Consider the following 17,781-nt stretch of genomic DNA (forward strand, 5'->3'; position numbering starts at 1 on the left):
CCGCGTGGCTCCGCGCGCCGGCGCCCGCCGAAGCCCGCCCGCCGCGCCCGCTCGCCCCTTCCGCGCTGGGCGACGACGAAGTGTCCGACCCGCCGCCGACCGCGACGATGCGCGCGGCGGCCGAGCGCGGGCGGTTGCTGCACCAGCTGTTCGAACGCCTGCCCGACCTGCCGCGCGCGGATCGGGCGGACGCCGCCGAACGCTGGCTGGCCGGGGCCGCGGGGGTCGAGGACGCCGCGCTGCGTCGCCGGGTAACGCGCGATGCGCTGGCGGTGCTCGACGATCCCGCCTTTGCCGAGCTGTTCGGTCCCGATGCGCTGGCCGAAGCGCCGATCGCCGCCGTCGTCGGTACGCAGGTGGTGGCGGGCACCGTCGACCGGCTGTGCGTCGGCGCGACGACGGTGCGCGTGATCGATTTCAAGACCGGCCGCCGCGTGCCGCCCGGCATCGACGACATTCCGGTCTATCACCTGAAACAGATGGCGGCCTATGCCGCGGCGCTCGCCGTCATCTTTCCCGGTCGCGCGGTCGAGGCGGCGTTGCTCTACACCGCGGGGCCGACGCTGTTCGCCCTGCCCGACACCCTGCTCGACCGGCACAAGCCCGGCTTGGGGGCAGGGGAACAAAGCTTGCCCCGCGAAGCTTGAGGTGACGGGCGCGCATCCATAGATATCCGGGCAAGAAGGAGATTCCCATGCCGACCAAGACCGTTACCGACGCCAGCTTTTCCGCCGATGTCCTGCAATCCGACAAGCCGGTGCTGGTCGATTTCTGGGCGGACTGGTGCGGTCCGTGCAAGATGATCGCCCCCGCGCTCGAGGAAATCGCCGACGAACTGGGCGACAAGGTGACGATCGCCAAGGTCGACATCATGGCCAACCCCGACACCGCCGGCTCGCTGGGGGTGCAGTCGATCCCGCTGCTCAAGCTGTTCAAGAACGGTCAGCCGGTCGCCGACCTGCTGGGCGCGCGGCCGAAGAGCCAGCTGAAGGCGTGGCTGGAAGGTGAACTGGGCTGATGCTGCTGGCGGCGCTGCTGTTACAGGCGGCGCCGCTGCCGGTTCCGCCGCCGCCCGGCGATGAACCAGGCTGCGATCGAAATGCCATCCGTTACACGGCGGAACGCGAGTGGCGCGGCATCTGGGCAAACGACTTCGAAGGTTCGCGCTTTTTCGAAGGGACGGCAGAGGTCGCAACGCTGCCATGGCGGGCGAGGAATATATGGTTCGATGACCGTAAGCGCGCTGCCTTCAACGATCTGCCGTCGATTCAGACCGAGTTCGGCAAGGCATATCGCGTCCGCTTCGTTGGCAAGGCTTCGGTCGAGGCACCACCCGGTCAGCGTTGCGGATTCGGCCATATGGGCATGAGCGACGGCGAGGTGATTGTCACCCGCATCCTTTCGATCGAACCGCTGGGCGATCTGCGCCCTCGTTAGCCCTGAACGTCATCCTGGCGAAGTCTGGGATCTCCCGGTGATGACCCGCCGCAGGAGCCACTTGATGTCCCGGCCTTCCCGGGAGCGACGTTTTCGGCTTGCAGGATCAACTCCGGTAATCCGCGTTGATCGAGATATAGCCGTGCGTCAGGTCGCAGGTCCACACCGTGGCGCGCCCTTCGCCAAGGTGCAGTTCCACCCCGATCTCGACTTCCTGCCCCTTGAGATGCGCCGCGACCGGCGCTTCGTCATAGCCGGCGACCGCTACACCGCCCTCCGCCACCTGCGTCGTGCCGAACCGGATCGCCAGCTTGTCGCGCTCGGCGGATTCGCCGGCCTTGCCGACCGCCATCACCACCCGGCCCCAGTTCGCATCCTCGCCGGCGATCGCGGTCTTGACCAGCGGCGAGTTGGCGATGCTCATCGCGATGCGGTGCGCGCTGCCGTCGCTTTCGGCACCCTCGACGGTCACCGCGATGAACTTCGACGCGCCCTCGCCGTCGCGCACCACCAGATGCGCGAGCTGGCGGCACAGGTCGTGCAGCGCGGCTGCGAACGCCTCCGCACCGTCATCGTCGAACGATGCGATCGGTTCGCCGCCGGCGGCCCCCGTCGCGAACGCCAGCACCGTGTCGCTGGTCGAGGTGTCGCCGTCGACCGTGATGCACGAAAAGGTCTGGCGATTGGCCGCCTCCAGCGCGCTTTGCAGGAACGCCGGCTCGACCGCGGCGTCGGTGAAGATGAAGCCCAGCATCGTCGCCATGTCGGGCGCGATCATGCCCGATCCCTTGATGATCCCGGCCAGCTTGACCGTGCGGTCGCCGACCTTCGCGGTCGTGAACGCGCCCTTGGTAAAGGTGTCGGTGGTGCCGATCGTCTCGGCCGCCGCTTCCCAGTCGCACGGATCGGCGACGAACGCGGCGTCCAGCCCGGCTTCGGCCTTGTCGATTGGCAGCGGCACGCCTATCACGCCGGTCGAGGCCACGAACACGTCGGACGGCTGGCACGCCATTGCCTGTGCGGTACGCGCCGCGATCGCCTCGACTGCCGCGCGCCCTCGGTCGCCGGTGAAGGCGTTGGAATTGCCCGCATTGACCACCAGCGCCCGCGCCCGGCCCAGCACCAGTGCCCGGCGGCACCATTCGACCTCGGGCGAGGGGCATTTGCTGCTGGTCAGCACCCCCGCCACCGCCGTCCCCTCGGCCAGCGTCGCGAAGGTCAGGTCGCACCGGTCCCATGTCTTGTAGTGCGCCCGCGCCACGCGCAGCGTCACCCCCCCGATCGGCGGCAGCGCGGGGAAGGGCGTGGCGAGCGGGGAGACGGCAGTCGACATGGGGCACGGTGTCCGGACTGGTCCTGCCTGGGGCAGGGAGGGGGGAAGGTGGGACGGTTCCTACCCATGGGCGCCCGCGTTGCAACGCTTTGTTGCGGGCGGGTGGACGCGAGGCCGCCGCTTCCCTATGTCAGCGGCGTGTGCGACCGGGCATTCCGTCGCAAAACCATAACGTCCGGACGTACTCGCTTGCGGTTGCTGCTGTTCCTCTCCGCGCTGTTGACGGGCCTGACCGGCCTGCTTCCCGGCGTGGGCGTCGCGAATGCGCGGCAGGTGGCGGCAGCGCAGGTGGTGGCCGGGCGGATCGCGGTCGCGGTCGTCGCTGCACCATCGGCGGCCACGGCCCGCCTAACGCAGCCCCTGCTGCGCGATCCGCGGCCGTTGTTCCTGACGCCTGCGCCCCATGTCGCGGTCCGCGCACGCACGCTGCGCACCCACGAATAGCGCGCAACCGCGCCTTTCCGACCCCTTCATTCCAGCGCAGCCGGCGAATGTATCGCGGCGCGCGTCTCGTACTTCCAAGGAACCACGCCCATGTTCAGTGGCCTCGCCAAATCGCTGTTCGGGTCGTCCAACGACCGTTATGTCAAGTCGCTCGGGTCGATCGTCGACAAGATCAACGGCTTCGAACCCGCGCTGACCGCCATGTCCGACGAGGAGCTGGCCGGGCAGACGCCGAAGTTCCGTGAGCAACTTGCCAACGGCGCCAAGCTCGACGCGCTGTTGCCCGAAGCGTTCGCGACCGTGCGCGAAGCCGCGCGCCGCGTGCTCGGCATGCGGCATTTCGACGTGCAGATGGTCGGCGGCATCGTCCTCCATCGCGGCGAGATCGCCGAGATGCGGACGGGCGAGGGCAAGACGCTGGTCGCAACGCTGGCCTGCTACCTCAACGCGCTGCCGGGGGACGGCGTCCATGTCGTCACCGTCAACGACTATCTGGCGCGACGCGACGCGGCGCAGATGGGGCAGATCTATGGTTTCCTCGGCCTGACGACCGGCGTGATCGTGCCGAACCTCGCCGATCATCAGCGTCGCGAGGCCTATGGCGCGGACATCACCTACGGCACGAACAACGAATTCGGCTTCGACTATCTGCGCGACAACATGAAGTTCGACCGCGGATCGATGACCCAGCGTCCGTTCAACTTCGCGATCGTCGACGAGGTCGATTCGATCCTGATCGACGAGGCGCGCACCCCGCTCATCATTTCCGGCCCGACCGACGACAAGTCCGACCTTTACCGCTCGGTGAACGAGGTCGTGCAGCGTCTCTCGGCCGAGGATTACGAGAAGGACGAGAAGCAGAAGTCGATCGTGCTGACCGAGGACGGCACCGAAAAGGTCGAGCGGATGCTGGAGGATGCCGGGCTGCTGATCGGTGCGAACCTCTACGACTTCGAAAACACGCAGGTCGTGCACCATGTGAACCAGGCGCTGCGTGCGAACATCATGTTCAAGCGCGACACCGACTATATCGTGAAGGACGGCAAGGTCGTCATCATCGACGAATTCACCGGCCGCATGATGGACGGCCGCCGCTGGTCGGACGGCCTGCACCAGGCGACCGAGGCGAAGGAAGGCGTGACGATCGAGCCTGAGAACCAGACGCTTGCCTCGATCACCTTCCAGAATTATTTCCGCATGTACCCGAAACTGTCGGGCATGACCGGCACGGCCGCGACCGAGGCGCCCGAATTCTTCGACATCTACAAGATGAACGTGGTGTCGATCCCGACCAATGTGGCCGTCCGCCGCGTCGACGAGGAGGACGAATTCTACAAGACGCTCGACGACAAGTTCCGCGCCATCGCCCGCAAGATCCGCGAACATGCGTCGCAGGGCCAGCCGGTGCTGGTCGGCACCGTCTCGATCGAAAAGTCGGAAATGCTGTCGGAATTCCTGACGCAGGAGGGCGTCGACCACAAGGTGCTGAACGCGCGCTACCATGAATCCGAAGCGCATATCGTGGCGCAGGCGGGTCGACTGAGCGCGGTGACCATTGCCACGAATATGGCTGGTCGGGGTACGGATATTCAACTTGGCGGCAATCTCGAGTTCCGGATGCTCGACGAACATCCCGACCTGGTCGAGGGGACGAGCGAATATGACGCGGTCGCGGCGCGCATCCGGGCCGAGATCATCGAGGAAAAGGCGAAGGTGCTGGAAGCCGGCGGCCTGTTCGTCCTCGGCACCGAACGCCACGAAAGCCGTCGCATCGACAACCAGTTGCGCGGCCGGTCGGGGCGGCAGGGCGATCCGGGCCTGTCGCGCTTCTACCTGTGCCTCGACGACGATCTGCTGCGGATTTTCGGGCCGGATACGCTGTTTGCGAAGATGATGCGCAACAACATCGAGGACGGCGAGGCGATCGGCAGCAAGTGGCTGTCGCGCGCGATCGAAACCGCGCAGAAGAAGGTCGAGGCGCGCAACTACGACGTGCGCAAGCAGGTCGTCGAATATGACGACGTGATGAACGACCAGCGCAAGGTCATCTACGAACAGCGCGCCGACGTGATGGATGCCGAGACGGTCGGCGACGTGGTGATCGACATGCGCCACGCGACGGTCAACACCGTCGTCGGCGACGCCGTGCCGCCCGACAGCTATCCCGAGCAGTGGAATGTCGAGGGCCTGCGCGAGCGGGCGCAGGAACTGCTGGGCGTCGACGCGCCGGTCGCCGACTGGATCGCGAACGAGGACGGGCTCGACGCCGAGACGCTCGAGGAGCGCATCCGCAACGACGCCGATGCGCTGGTCGATGCGAAGTCGGCCGAACTGGATGCCGAAAGCTGGACCCAGATCGAGAAGTCGATCCTGCTCCAGACGCTCGACCATCACTGGAAGGAGCATCTGGCGATGCTCGATGCGCTGCGCGCCGTCATCCACCTGCGCGCCTATGCGCAGAAGACGCCGATCAACGAGTACAAGCAGGAGGCGTTCGCGCTGTTCGAGCGGATGCTCGCCAGCATCCGCGAGGACGTGACCCGGACGATGGCGCACGCCAATTTCAACTTCCAGGCGCCGCCGGAACTGCCCGAGCTGCCCGATTTCCTGACGATGCACATCGACCCGCTGACCGGCGAGGACGACAGCTGGGGCGGGGAGGGTACGCCCGGCCTCGTCACCACCCGCGTGCCGATGCTGCAGATGGCCGCGCCCCAGCCCGACGAGGACCTGGGCGACGATCCGGCCAGCTGGGAGGGCCGCGTCAGCCGCAATGCGCCGTGCCCGTGCGGGTCGGGCCGCAAGTACAAGCATTGCCACGGGGCGCTGGTGGCGTAGGGGCGGGCGACATGCCCTCGTATCCCCGCGCAGGCGGGATACGGGGTGACGGAGCACGGCGCCTCGGGGCTCTGGATCCCCGCTTGCGCGGGGATACGGTTTCCTCCTGCGACTGCGAGGCGCTGCAACTGCCGTCCTCCCAGCCTGCGCTGAGGCGACGGAATAGATGACAAAAAAAGGCCGCCGTCCCCCATGGGAACGGCGGCCTTCCCGTCTCCTGCCCTATCGCAGCATCACCGCCGCGGTTCGGGCTCCATCACGCTCGGCCCGAGGCTCTGCAACACGGCGCGCGCGTCGAAGGCGCGGACGTTGTTCGACGGCTTGGGCCCACGTCCCAGCACGATTTCGGCCATCGCCTCGTACTTGTCGACGGTGCGGATATCCATCGTATTGCCGAAGAACGGATCGCCCCAGAACGGATCCCATGAGCGCCAGCCGAACGCCGGGCTGCGATAGCGCCATGCCGGGCCCCAGCCGCCCCAGCCGAAGCCGCCGCCCCAGCCGCCGAACCCGCCGACGCCGGGCGTCGAATAGGTGCGGCTGCGCAGGTTGGTGTCGCGGTCGGCGAGGAGGAAATAGTCATAGCCGCGCTCCAGCGTCAGCTGCGCCGAACGGTACAGCAGATAGCGCTCGACCGTCTCGCGCGAGGTCAGGCTGTTGCCGGCAAAGCTCACCTGATAGCGATTGGGTTCGATCTGCTGGTCGCTATAGCCGTTGCGATAGAAACCCGAACCCGAGGCGGGCTGATAGGGGGTCGGCGTCGCGCAGGCCGCCAGGGCCAGCGCCCCGACAAGGGTGGTGCCGATCGCGCGAAGGCGGGCACGGGACGTAGGGTGCAGCAACATCAGTTTCTCCAATGCCGCCATGGTTCCCGACTCATGGCGCTTATCCATGCCATAGCAACGAACAGTCGCCGGTTCGGGTCCGTGGTACGGACCGGCGGAACGTGCATCAAACGAGATTAGCGGCGGCTGAACGGCAACCGGTTCGCCAAGCATACAGCTTTGCAGACGAAATGCCGCAAGGATAGTCGCCTTCGCAACCGTGCGGCGGTACGCTGCGGACGGCGAAGATCGGGGGCAGCATGACGGACGGCGCACAGGAGGATATCAGCCGGAGATATTGGGGCTATGGCATCGGCCTGCTGGCTCTCGCATGGTTCAGCGCGCCGCTGATCCGCTATGCCGATGCGGTGGAACTGGCGCGATGCGGGCTGTGCGCCTTCTTCATCGCTCTGACGCTCGAACGATCGCACCGTTCGGACAGCGTGCTGGTGCGACAGATCGCACGTGGTGCTTTCGTCGGGGTAGCGGTGATGACGGTGCTGTCGGCAGGACAGGTATTCGTCAAGGCGCGGCAATCGGCATGGCATAACGACCGGCGCTGCGCGATCATCGAAGGGGAGATGCTGCGCGGTACGCCGCGGCGGAACGATCTGCCCGACATGTTCCAGGCCTTTGGCTGCCGCCCGCAAAGCGACAGGATGCCGCACCGGCCCTGAACCATCGGGTCGGAAGAATATCCGTCGATTTCAATGGTGTCGCTGGCTCCCTGAGTAGGATTCGAACCTACGGCCGCTCGATTAACAGTCGAGAGCTCTACCGCTGAGCTATCAGGGAACAACTGCGAGGCCGCGTCTTTACCAGCCGATTTCAGCTTTGCAACGCCTTATTTCACTTTTCCGCGTCAGCCGGCGAACTGCTCCATCGTGATCCGGTCGTCCAGCGCATGTTCCGGATCGAACAGCAGCGTCAGGTCACGCACCCGGTCGACCACCACGTCGACCTGCGCCACATCGCGCACCTCGCGCTGGTCGGCGACTGCCGATACCGGGCGCTTCTCGGGCTCCAGTACCCTGAGCGTGATCCGCGCCTTGTCGGGCAGGATCGCGCCGCGCCAGCGGCGGGGGCGGAACGGGCTGATCGGGGTCAGTGCCAGCATCCCCGATCCCATCGGCAGGATCGGCCCGTTGGCGGACAGGTTGTACGCCGTCGACCCGGCGGGCGTCGCGGCGAGGATGCCGTCGCACACCAGCTCGGGCATCACCACCCGGTCGTTCAGCATGACCTCCAGCTTCGCCGTCTGCCGCGTCTCACGCAGCAGCGACACCTCATTGATTGCCGGCAGCACGCGGACCTCGCCGTCCATCGTCGTCGCGGTCATGGTCAGCGGCGACACGCGGAACGGCCTGGCCCGGCCCAGCCGCCGTTCCAGCTCGTCGATCCGCCATTCGTTCATCAGGAACCCGACGGTGCCGAGGTTCATGCCGAATACCGGCACGGTATTGCGCCGCTCCAGCAGCATGTGCAGCACCTGCAACAGGAACCCGTCGCCACCCAGCGCCACGATCAGGTCGGCGTCCTCGACCCCGACCCAGTCGTAGCGCGCGCGCAGCGTTTCCTCGGCCGCGCGTGCCTGCGCGGTGGGGGAGGCGAGCAGGGCAAGCCGGGTCATCCGCCGGTGACGCTCATATGCCGCGCGACGGCGGGCGCCGCCCCGGCCTCGATCCGGAAATCATGCGCGGCGGGCTTGCGCGGCAACGCCTCGTCCAGCGCGGCGTCGACCGCATCGATCCCGCCGGTGCGCAATGCGTCCTTCAGGTCGACATGGTCGTCATGGCCGAGGCACAGGTACAGCTTGCCCTCGGTCGTCAGCCGGACGCGGTTACACCCGCCGCAGAAATTGGCGGTCAGCGGCGAGATGAGGCCCAGGCGGTTGCCATGCTCCCCGACCCGCCAGTATCGCGCCGGCCCGCCGGTGCGGTGGGTGTCGCGCGTCAGGGTGAAGCGGTCCGACAGCGTGTCGAACACCCGCGTCAGCGGCACGAAGCGGTCGGTGCGGTCCTCGTCGATCGCGCCCAGCGGCATCGTCTCGATCAGCGACAGGTCGTGCCCCTCGCGCCCGCACCAGTCGAGCATGTCGCCGACATGGTCCTCGTTCAGCCCTTTCAGCACCACCATGTTGATCTTGACCGCCAGCCCCGCCTCGCGCGCGGCGGCGATGCCGTCGATCACCTGCGCGACGTCGCCATGCCGGGTAACGTAGCGAAAGATATCGGCGTCGAGGCTGTCGAGGCTGACGTTGATCCGCCGGATACCCGCCGCGGCCAGCGCGGGCGCATGGTCGCGCAGCCGCGTGGCGTTGGTCGTCATGGTCAGTTCGTCGAGCCCGTTGCCGACCATCCGTCCCAGCCGCGTACACAATTCGGCCACCCCGCGCCGGACCAGCGGTTCGCCACCCGACAGGCGAATCTTGTCGATCCCGCGCGCCACGAAGCGTTCGGCGATCGTGGCGATTTCCTCGAGGCTCAGCACCTTCGCACGTGGCAGGAACGACATCGCCTCCGCCATGCAATAGCGGCAGCGCAGGTCGCAGCGATCGGTGACCGAGATGCGCAGATAGCGGATGGTGCGGCCATGCGCGTCGATGAGGGAAGGGGCGCAGGACATTGCAGCGCAAGGTAGGAGGCAATGCGGGGCAGGACAAGGTCGCGCGGTCGCCCGTCCGCTGTGCCGCGGTCCCCCTGGAGGTCATCAACACCTCTGCGAAAGTACCGCACGCGCTACGCTCTCGCCGTATCCCGGCGCAGGCGGGGTCCGGTCTGCCCGTCCTCGACGCCGGCCCATCGCCGCGCCGTACCCCCGCGCAGGCGGGGGCCTAGGGTCAGGCAGAACAACGGCCTGCGCATATCGCTCTGGACCCCCGCCTGCGCGGGGGTACGCGTCCATGCCGCCGCCGCGAATGCCCGTCGGCATCTGGCGCCCTCTGCGCGGCGGTACGGTGGAAAGCCTTTCGAACCCGGCAGCCACGATCGCAGCGCGACCATTGCCGCACGACCTGCGAACTCCGCCGACCGACCATCCAAGGTGTCCATTGCCGATCCGCAACCGCCGCCATACAGTCGAGCGCGATGGGGGGGATCTGACCATTTGGCACGGCCATGATGCAGCGCAGCAGCAGCGCGCGCTGTTCGTCCTGTCGTTCCGGCAGCGCGACGAGCTTGCCGCCGTCCTGTCGCGGGCCGGCTGGCGCGTGGTGGCCGCCCGGCGTGCCGACGGCCTGCGCCAGCGCGTCGCCGCCAGCGGTACGGCGATCGCGATCGTCGATGCGCGGGGCGCGATCGACGACGGCATCGCCGCCACCGCCGAACTGGCCCGGATCGCCGGGCATGGCGATGCGCTGCTGGTGCTGGTGTCGCGCGGCGACGTCGACCGGCTGGGCGCGCTGCACGATGCCGGGGCGACGCATTTCGTGGTCAGCCCGATCGCGGGCGAGGTGCTGTTGCAGGCGGTTCGCTCGGCCGAGCGGCACGTGCTGCGCATGGGCGGCGGCTGGCACGATCCGGCGGCCGGGGCCGGCGCGCCGCTCGGCTGGCGCCACGATGCGGAGCGCGGCTCGCTGCAACTGACGCCCGCGCTGGCCGAGGCGACCGGTTTCGCCGAGACCAGCGACCCGCGCACGTTGCTGCGCGCGCTGGGCCCCGACGGGCGGCAACCCGCGCTGGCCGCGATCCGCCGGCTGACCGAACAGCTGCCCGCCACCGCCTTCGCCCATGACCTGCCCGGGCTCGGCCGGGTGGTGCAGCATGTCGCGCGCGACGCGCATAGCGGGCGGCTGCATGCGCTGGTCGAACCGCTGGCGCGCGTCGGCGATATCGGCGCAGTGGTGCGCGAGGCGCTGGGGTCGGTACGCGACCATGCCGGTGCGGCGCGCTGGCTCGATCGCCGGATCGAGGCGGGCGAGCGGCCGGGGGTGCGCGTGCTGGCGGTCAGCGGCGTCGACCCGATCAACCGCCAGCAGGGGCGCGTCGTCGGCGACATGCTGCTGCGCGCGGTCGAGCGGCGGATCGAACAGGCGGTGCGCGATGCCGGGGTCGCCCGCGCGACGCTGGCGCGGCTGGGCGGTACCGCGTTCGCGGTGCTGCTGCCGCACGGTGCCGATGCCGGGCTGGAGGCGGCGGTGGCGCAGGCGCTAGCGCGTCCGTTCGTCGCGGGCAGCGCGGTGGTGTCGCTGGGCCTGCGCCAGGCGGTGGTACTGGCCGAACCGGGCGAGGATGGCGCCGCGCTGATCCTGCGCGGGCAGGGCGGCCTGCCGGGCGGGCGGGCCGATGACGGTCCCCGGCGCGCGCCGGCCGGCGACGCCGACGGCCTGTCGGGCGAGGTCGGCCGCGCGATCGACCGGGGCGAGATCGCGATCCTGTTCCAGCCGCAGGTCGACCTGTTGTCCGGCCGGATCGTCGGGGTCGAGGCGCTGGCGCGCTGGGCGCATCCCGATCGCGGCGAACTGGGTGCCGAACTGCTCTTCGCCGCGGCTGGACAGGCGCGGCTGTCGGCCCGGCTGTCGGCGCATGTCCAGCAACTGGCGATGCGTATCGCCGCGGCATGGGACGCGCCGCTGTCGCGCCTGCGCCTGTCGATCAACGTGACTGCCGAGGATGTCGCGCAGCACGACTTCGCCGAAACGCTGCTCGCCGCCGCCGCCGCCAGCGGGTTTCCGCGCGACCGGCTGACCGTTGAGATCACCGAGAGCGGGCTCATCACCGAACTGGGCGAGGCGGCGGGGCTGCTCGCCACGCTGCGTCGCGCCGGATGCCGGGTGGCGATCGACGATTTCGGCACCGGCTATTCCAGCCTCGCCTATCTCAAGGCGCTGCCGCTCGATTACCTCAAGCTCGACCGGCGGCTGACGCAGGACATCGTCGGTTCGCACCGCGACCGGGTGGTGGTGCGCGGCGTCATCGACATGGCCCGCTCGCTCGACCTGACCGTCATCGCCGAAGGGGTCGAAACCGTCGAACAGCGCGACGCGCTGGCGACCGAGGGATGCCAGCTGTACCAGGGGTTCCTGTGCGCCGAGCCGCTGACGGTGCCCGCGCTGGCGGCGCTGCTGGGGTAGCGCCGCGGCCCGGCGTCAATACCGTGCGATCGACAGGTCCGCCGTCTCGATCGCCGCCTGCCGCCCCGACATCAGGTCGGCGATCACCGCCGCCGATCCGCACGCCATCGTCCAGCCCAGCGTCCCGTGGCCGGTGTTGAGGAACAGGTTGCCGAGCTTCGTCGCGCCGATCACCGGCGTGCTGTCGGGCGTCATCGGCCGCAAACCGCTCCAATAGCTTGCCCGCGACGCATCGCCGGCGCCGGGGAACAGGCTGCCCAGCGAATATTCGAGCGTCGCGCGGCGCGCTTCGGGCAGGTCGTTGTTGAACCCGGAAATCTCCGCCATGCCGCCCACGCGGATACGGTCGCCCAGCCGCGTGATCGCTACCTTGTAGCTTTCGTCGAGCAGCGTCGACACCGGCGCGCGGCCCTCGTCGACGATCGGCACGGTGATCGAATAGCCCTTGACCGGATACACCGGCAGCCGGATGCCCAGCGGCGCCACGAGCCGCGGCGAAAAACTGCCCGCCGCCACCAGATACGCATCGCCGGTGACGACGCCCGTGTCCGTCTGCACGCCGGTCACCCGGTCGCCCTGCCGCACCAGCCGCCGGATCGTGGTGCCCATGCGGAACTCGACACCCGCCCCCGCCGCCATCTCGGCAAGGCGGTTGGTGAACTTGAAACAGTCGCCCGTCTCGTCGCCCGGCAGCCGCAGGCCCCCGGCCAGCGCCATGTTGCTGCCCGCCAGTCCCGGTTCGGCGGCGATGCAGCCGGCGCGGTCGAGCACCTCGTAGGCGACGCCGTCGGCCTTGAGCACCGCGATGTCCTTGTCGATTCCCGCCAGCTGCCGCTCCTCGCGGAACAGCTGCAACGTACCCTGCGTCCGTTCGTCATAGGCGATGCCGGTCGCGGCGCGCAGCTCGATCAGCCGGTCACGGCTATATTCGGCCAGCCGCACCATCCGCCCCTTGTTCACCGCATAGTCGCGCGCGTTGCAGTTGCCGAGCATCGCCACCAGCCAGCGCAGCATCGCCAGGTCCAGCTGCGGCCGCAGGATCAGCGGCGCGTGTTGCATGAACAGCCATTTCATCGCCTTGGCCGGAATGCCGGGCGCCGCCCATGGCGAGGCATAGCCTGGCGAAATCTCGCCGGCATTGGCGAAGCTCGTCTCCAGCGCCGGTCCCGCCTGCCGGTCGATCACGACGACCTCGTGCCCGGCCTGTGCGAGATACCATGCGGAGGTGACGCCGATCACCCCCGCGCCCGCGATCACGATCCGCATATGACATCCTCCCGTCCGTGAACCGCCACGATCCGCCGCGCATGGCGGTGGCGCAGGCCGGTCAGAATTTCGTACGCGATCGTGCCCGCATCCGCGGCGACCCGGTCGATCGTCTGGTTGGGGCCGATCAACTCGGCATGGGGCGTGCGTGCAAGGACATCGGGCGCCACGTCGCTGACGTCGATGCAGATGCTGTCCATCGACACCCGCCCCGCGATGGGGGCGCGCACCCCCGCGACATAGGCCGCCCCCCGGTTGCCCAGCATCCGCGGCCAGCCATCGGCGTAGCCGTAGGACAGCGTCGCGATCCGCCGGTCATGGTCCGTGACGCAGGTCAGGCCATAGCCGACGCCGATGCCCGCGGGAACGTCGCGGACCTGCACGATCCGCGCGTCGAGCGCCACGACCGGTCGCATCACCGGTCCCTCCGCCCCCTGCGGCGCCCCGCCATAGAGCGCGATGCCCGGCCGGACGAGGTCGCCATGGAATCCCCCGCCCAGAAACGACCCGCCCGAATTGGCCAGCGAGCGCGGCGCATCGGGCAGCATCGCCGCCAGTTCCGCGAACCGCGCCCGCTGCGCGTCGTTGGCGGCGGCACCGGGTTCGTCGCCGCAGGCTAGATGGCTCATCACCAGCACGACCTCGATCCCGTCGAGCAGCAGCGGATCGGCGGCGATCGCCGCGACCTCCGCCGGGGCCAGCCCCAGCCGCGACATGCCGCTGTCGACCTGCACCGCCGCGGGCAGCCGCCGCCCGGCCAGCCGCGCCGCCATGCGCCAGCGCGCGATATCCGCCGGAGCGTTGAGCACTGGGATCGCGTCCGCCGCGATCAGCGGCACCTCCTCGCCCGGCGCGATGCCGTTCAGCACGAACAGGCGCGCATCGGCGGGCAGGGCGGGGCGCAGCGCGCTCGCCTCGCCGGTCAGCGCGACGAAGAAATCGCGGCATCCCGCGCCGTAGAGCGCATCGGCGACGGGGCGCGCGCCCAGCCCGTAGCCATCAGCCTTCACCACCCCCGCGGCGCGTGCCGGCGCGACCGTCGCCGCGATCGTGCGGTAATTGGCGACCAGTGCGTTCAGGTCGATCGTCAACAGGCTCATGCTCTCTCCGTGCCGGCCAGCGTAGCGCCGTTCGAACGACAATAGCTGCGATTGCGCCGCAGGATTTGCCAATTTCGACCGGCTGCGCAACATTCTGCACCATGAACGCAACGAACACGGCGCTGGATGCGATCGACCGCAAACTGCTCAACCTGTTGCGGCTCGACGCGCGCCGCACCAACAACGCGCTGGCGGCGGAGGTCGGATTGTCGCCATCGGCCTGCCTGCGCCGCGTGCGGCTGCTCGAGGATGCCGGGGTCATTCGCGGCTATACCGTCGTCACCCGCGCCGACCCCGCCGATCACGGCGCGACCGTCATCGTACAGGTGACGCTGGAGCGACAGACCGAGGAATATCTCTCCCGCTTCGAAGCCGCCGTCCGCCGCCATCCCGAAATCCAGGAATGCTGGTTGATGGCGGGCCAGTCCGATTACTGGCTGCGTGCCGCGGTCGAATCGGCGGCGGCGTACGAGGCGCTCCATACCGACATATTGTCGCGCCTGCCCGGCGTGACGCGGATCAATTCGAGCTTCGCGATGCGCAACGCGCTGATGCCGCGGCGGCGGGGGTGACGTCGCGTTCTCCAGACCCGCCCGGTCCAAGCAGCTTCGAGCCTGTCGGGAAGCTTCCGTCGGGAACGACGACCGGCCTATCCGTTTCGGTCCGTTCGTCCTGAGTAGCCGCTGAGCCTGTCGAAGCGGCGTATCAAAGGACCGCTCGCGGCGGGTATTTCGATACGGGCCTTCGACAGGCTCAGTCCCTGCTCAGCACGAACGGTTTTCCCGCATGCCATCACGCGATACCCGTGTGAGAACCTCTTGCGCCACTACGGTTCCGGGAAGCCAGCAGTCCCTACCGCAACCGCGCCAGCTTCTCCGCCGTGCGCACGTCGTGCGCGACCACCGCGCCGCTCATCCGCTCGATCAGGCCGAGCAGTCCGCCGCCGCGCACCGCGCTGTCGCCCGGCAGCATCTCGCTGCCCCATTCGCGGGCCAGCGCCTCGATCCGTCCCGATCCATCGACGGTCATCGACCGGAACGGCAGCAGCGTCGGCGGCGATGCGAAGCGGTCGCTGGCCGGTTCGATCACCGGATCGACCAGGATCGCCCCCTTCACCCGCTGCACATAATGGCTCGGGGACAATCGCGCCCACCATGCCGCCGCACGGCACCCCGCGCCATGCGCCAGCAGGATGACCTGCCCGTCCGATTCGCCCACGAAGCGGTCGATCCGCGCGCCGAGCATGTTGCGATCGCCATCGGTCCCGCGACCCAGCGGCAGCAGCGTCGCGCGCAACCGTTCGATCGCCTCCGCCAGCGCCGGTGGCGGGGCGCCATCGGTCAGGGCGAGGACCGGGTAACGATTGGCTAGGGCGACCATCGGCGCGTCTCCGGTTCGGGCTTCGACCGGAAAGCTAACACAGCGCGGCCCCTGCGCAAGCGCGATCGGTCCGCCCGGCGACGAAGCGCCCCGCCGCCGCCGTCAGGCGCGAAGGGATCGCATACACGATGTTAACGGATGATCGGACATAGCGATCGCTGCAAAGGATCGATCGGTATGACAGGCGCGACGGATATTCCATCGCCGGCGGACGGACGCTGGCACGCATTGCTGTCGGGACAGGCGCGCCCGACCTATAAATGCCTCGCGCTGCGCATCCTAATGATCCGCCTGACCCACGCCTATCAGCGCCCCGATGCCGATCGCACCGCGCTGGTCGACGAACTGCGCACCTTCTTCCGCGACAATTTCCGTTTCGCGCGCGACGATTTCGCGACGATCTTCCAGGGAACAGCACGATGACCGGCCCGAGCCCGTATCAGCCGGAGCGTTCGCTCTACTCCGTCGCTGAGGTGACGGCGATGCTGGCGGCCGGCGACGCGCTGGTGCTGGCGGGCGAGGGGCATCTGCTCGCCAGCCTGCCGCGCGGCGAGTGGATCGGCGGGACCAGCCCCTATTTCATGACCAGCGAAGCGGGCGGCACGTGCGAGCGCGAACGGATATTCGTCCAGCCGCTGCCGACGATCGCATCGGTCGCGTGGCTGGGGCTGCTCGATCGCGCCGCGCTGCCCGAGATGGCGGCGCTGGGCCCCGACAACGGCTATACCATCGTCATCATGCCCGGGCAGAGCGACGTCCATCGCGACTTTGCGCTGGGCGGGCTGGACTGGCGGGGCATGTTCAAGCGTCCGGTGGTCGGCTGGGTGACCGGCGTCGCCGGCGACCGGGCGGCCATCGACCGGCCGCTGGTGTTCGACGGTCGTACCGGCACGGCGTCGGGCGATCACGCGGTCGTGCTGCACGTCGCGCTGCCCGACACCGCCTATGCCCGGGTCGATATCGTCAACCTGTTCGAACCCGATCCGGCCGGTCCGGTCCTGAATTTCGGCGATGGCGACGATGCGGCGGGGTTCGCGGTCGAATGGGCGACGATCGACGGCGTACGCACCCGCCTTGCCGACCATATCGCCGCGAACGGCGTCGATACGCGGCTGCCGCTGGTCGCCGATTACAACGGTGCGATCATCAACGTGGCGACTGCGGACATTGATGCGGACACCGGCCGGGTGAGCTTCTTTGCCCCCGTCCATCCCGGCATCGACTATCGCTTCGCCCGACCGATCGGCGACTATGAACGGGAATTCGCCGCCCGGCTCGGCACGCCGCGCGGCGAAGTCGCCTTCAGCTGCAACTGCATCCTCAACTACACCTATGCCGGCCTCGAAGGCCGCCACACCGCCGGCATCGCCGGGCCGGTATCGTTCGGCGAGATCGCGTACGTGCTGCTGACGCAGACCATGGTCTATCTGGTGATCGATCGCGATTGACGGCGCGCAGGCTCATAACGGCAACGCCGTGGTGGCCTTGACTTCCTCCAGCACGGCATAGGTCCGCGTCTCGCGCACGCCGGGCACGGTGGTCAGCGTCCGGCCGAGGAACGCGCGATACGCGTCCATATCGGCCATCCGAACCTTCAACAGATAGTCGAAACCGCCCGCAACCATATGACATTCCAGCACTTCCGGCAGATCGCGGACGTGGTTGGCGAATGCGGTGAAAACGTCGTCGGTCGTCCGGTCGAGCAGCACCTCGATGAACACCAGCAGCGACCGGTCGAGCTTCGCCGGATCGAGCAGCGCGGCGTAGCCCCGGATCACGCCACCTTCGCGCAACCGCCGGACGCGTTCGAAACAGGCGGCGGGGGAGATGCCGCATTGCACGGCCAGCGCCTGGTTCGTGATGCGGCCATCGGCCTGCAACACGCGCAGCAGCTTGCGGTCGGTATGGTCCATCCTGTCCTCCGTTGCGCGAGCGCTAGAGTATAATGACTTCAGGAATAGCCGTTCGTCCTGAGTAGCCACTGAGCTTGTCGAAGGGGCGTATCGAAAGACTGTCACAGGCGCTTCGATACGGGTCTTCGACAAGCTCAGCCCCTACTCAGCACGAACGGGTAGGTTTCAAGTCATC

18 protein-coding genes and 1 tRNA gene are annotated in these 17,781 nt (G+C 68.5%); 10 read left to right on the forward strand and 9 right to left on the reverse strand.

Annotated elements, in window-relative coordinates:
* The 3 genes from QLH51_RS18250 to QLH51_RS18260 all read left to right on the forward strand — a co-directional run.
* Window positions 1-647, forward strand: a 647-nt coding sequence (locus tag QLH51_RS18250) for a PD-(D/E)XK nuclease family protein (RefSeq protein ID WP_125662052.1), incomplete at its 5' end; no start/stop codon positions are given.
* 47 nt (window positions 648-694) lie between these two features.
* Entirely contained in the window at window positions 695-1,018 is a 324-nt protein-coding gene (trxA, locus tag QLH51_RS18255) for a thioredoxin (RefSeq protein WP_125662055.1), read from the forward strand.
* Window positions 1,018-1,437, forward strand: a complete 420-nt coding sequence (locus tag QLH51_RS18260; protein ID WP_125662058.1) for a hypothetical protein — start codon at window positions 1,018-1,020, stop codon at window positions 1,435-1,437. The genes trxA and QLH51_RS18260 overlap by 1 nt, the downstream gene beginning before the upstream one ends.
* 106 nt (window positions 1,438-1,543) lie before the next feature.
* Here the strand turns inward: QLH51_RS18260 and argJ are convergent, their stop codons facing one another.
* Window positions 1,544-2,770, reverse strand: a complete 1,227-nt coding sequence (gene argJ / locus QLH51_RS18265; protein ID WP_125662061.1) for a bifunctional glutamate N-acetyltransferase/amino-acid acetyltransferase ArgJ — start codon at window positions 2,768-2,770, stop codon at window positions 1,544-1,546.
* Window positions 2,771-2,959: 189 nt separating this feature from the next.
* On the opposite strand from argJ, the gene QLH51_RS18270 reads away from it, so the two are divergent.
* Window positions 2,960-3,214 (forward strand): hypothetical protein, encoded by a 255-nt coding sequence (locus tag QLH51_RS18270; protein WP_125662064.1) that lies wholly within the window; start codon window positions 2,960-2,962, stop codon window positions 3,212-3,214.
* 90 nt (window positions 3,215-3,304) lie between these two features.
* Window positions 3,305-6,052 (forward strand): preprotein translocase subunit SecA, encoded by a 2,748-nt coding sequence (secA, locus tag QLH51_RS18275; RefSeq protein ID WP_125662067.1) that lies wholly within the window; start codon window positions 3,305-3,307, stop codon window positions 6,050-6,052.
* Between the two features lie 233 nt (window positions 6,053-6,285).
* On the opposite strand, the gene QLH51_RS18280 is transcribed toward secA, so the two are convergent.
* On the reverse strand, window positions 6,286-6,897 hold the full coding sequence (locus QLH51_RS18280) for a CC0125/CC1285 family lipoprotein (protein WP_206429279.1): 612 nt from the start codon (window positions 6,895-6,897) through the stop codon (window positions 6,286-6,288).
* Between the two features lie 239 nt (window positions 6,898-7,136).
* On the opposite strand from QLH51_RS18280, the gene QLH51_RS18285 reads away from it, so the two are divergent.
* Complete coding sequence (locus tag QLH51_RS18285) at window positions 7,137-7,553, forward strand: hypothetical protein (RefSeq protein ID WP_125662070.1); 417 nt, start codon at window positions 7,137-7,139, stop codon at window positions 7,551-7,553.
* A gap of 43 nt (window positions 7,554-7,596) precedes the next feature.
* Here QLH51_RS18285 and QLH51_RS18290 read toward each other — a convergent pair.
* The 3 genes from QLH51_RS18290 to moaA form a co-directional block, all read right to left on the reverse strand.
* Window positions 7,597-7,671 (reverse strand) — tRNA-Asn (locus QLH51_RS18290).
* A 67-nt stretch (window positions 7,672-7,738) separates the two neighbouring features.
* Window positions 7,739-8,506: an NAD kinase gene (locus QLH51_RS18295; RefSeq protein WP_125662073.1), complete on the reverse strand. Its 768-nt coding sequence runs from the start codon at window positions 8,504-8,506 to the stop codon at window positions 7,739-7,741.
* A complete protein-coding gene (gene moaA / locus QLH51_RS18300) occupies window positions 8,503-9,501 on the reverse strand; it encodes a GTP 3',8-cyclase MoaA (RefSeq protein WP_125662076.1) in 999 nt (332 codons plus the stop codon). Before moaA ends, QLH51_RS18295 begins: the two co-directional genes overlap by 4 nt.
* A 424-nt stretch (window positions 9,502-9,925) precedes the next feature.
* Here moaA and QLH51_RS18305 point away from each other — a divergent pair, with 424 nt between their 5' ends.
* Complete coding sequence (locus QLH51_RS18305; RefSeq protein WP_206429280.1) at window positions 9,926-11,947, forward strand: EAL domain-containing protein; 2,022 nt, start codon at window positions 9,926-9,928, stop codon at window positions 11,945-11,947.
* 15 nt (window positions 11,948-11,962) lie between these two features.
* Here the strand turns inward: QLH51_RS18305 and QLH51_RS18310 are convergent, their stop codons facing one another.
* Entirely contained in the window at window positions 11,963-13,213 is a 1,251-nt protein-coding gene (locus tag QLH51_RS18310; RefSeq protein WP_125662079.1) for a D-amino acid dehydrogenase, read from the reverse strand.
* Window positions 13,201-14,313, reverse strand: a complete 1,113-nt coding sequence (gene alr / locus QLH51_RS18315; RefSeq protein ID WP_206429281.1) for an alanine racemase — start codon at window positions 14,311-14,313, stop codon at window positions 13,201-13,203. Before alr ends, QLH51_RS18310 begins: the two co-directional genes overlap by 13 nt.
* Window positions 14,314-14,414: 101 nt before the next feature.
* Here alr and QLH51_RS18320 point away from each other — a divergent pair, with 101 nt between their 5' ends.
* Window positions 14,415-14,885, forward strand: coding sequence for an Lrp/AsnC family transcriptional regulator (locus QLH51_RS18320; RefSeq protein WP_125662085.1), 471 nt, complete (start codon window positions 14,415-14,417; stop codon window positions 14,883-14,885).
* Window positions 14,886-15,165: 280 nt separating this feature from the next.
* Here the strand turns inward: QLH51_RS18320 and QLH51_RS18325 are convergent, their stop codons facing one another.
* Window positions 15,166-15,693, reverse strand: a complete 528-nt coding sequence (locus QLH51_RS18325; protein WP_125662088.1) for an alpha/beta hydrolase — start codon at window positions 15,691-15,693, stop codon at window positions 15,166-15,168.
* A gap of 177 nt (window positions 15,694-15,870) precedes the next feature.
* Here QLH51_RS18325 and QLH51_RS18330 point away from each other — a divergent pair, with 177 nt between their 5' ends.
* Both QLH51_RS18330 and QLH51_RS18335 read left to right on the forward strand, forming a co-directional pair.
* Complete coding sequence (locus QLH51_RS18330; protein WP_125662091.1) at window positions 15,871-16,116, forward strand: hypothetical protein; 246 nt, start codon at window positions 15,871-15,873, stop codon at window positions 16,114-16,116.
* Complete coding sequence (locus QLH51_RS18335; RefSeq protein ID WP_125662094.1) at window positions 16,113-17,141, forward strand: DUF6976 family protein; 1,029 nt, start codon at window positions 16,113-16,115, stop codon at window positions 17,139-17,141. Before QLH51_RS18330 ends, QLH51_RS18335 begins: the two co-directional genes overlap by 4 nt.
* A gap of 12 nt (window positions 17,142-17,153) precedes the next feature.
* Here the strand turns inward: QLH51_RS18335 and QLH51_RS18340 are convergent, their stop codons facing one another.
* A complete protein-coding gene (locus QLH51_RS18340; protein ID WP_125662097.1) occupies window positions 17,154-17,606 on the reverse strand; it encodes an Lrp/AsnC ligand binding domain-containing protein in 453 nt (150 codons plus the stop codon).
* Between the last annotated feature and the right edge of the window lie 175 nt (window positions 17,607-17,781).

Source organism: Sphingomonas sp. 2R-10, from assembly GCF_030062225.1.
GTDB lineage: Bacteria > Pseudomonadota > Alphaproteobacteria > Sphingomonadales > Sphingomonadaceae > Sphingomonas.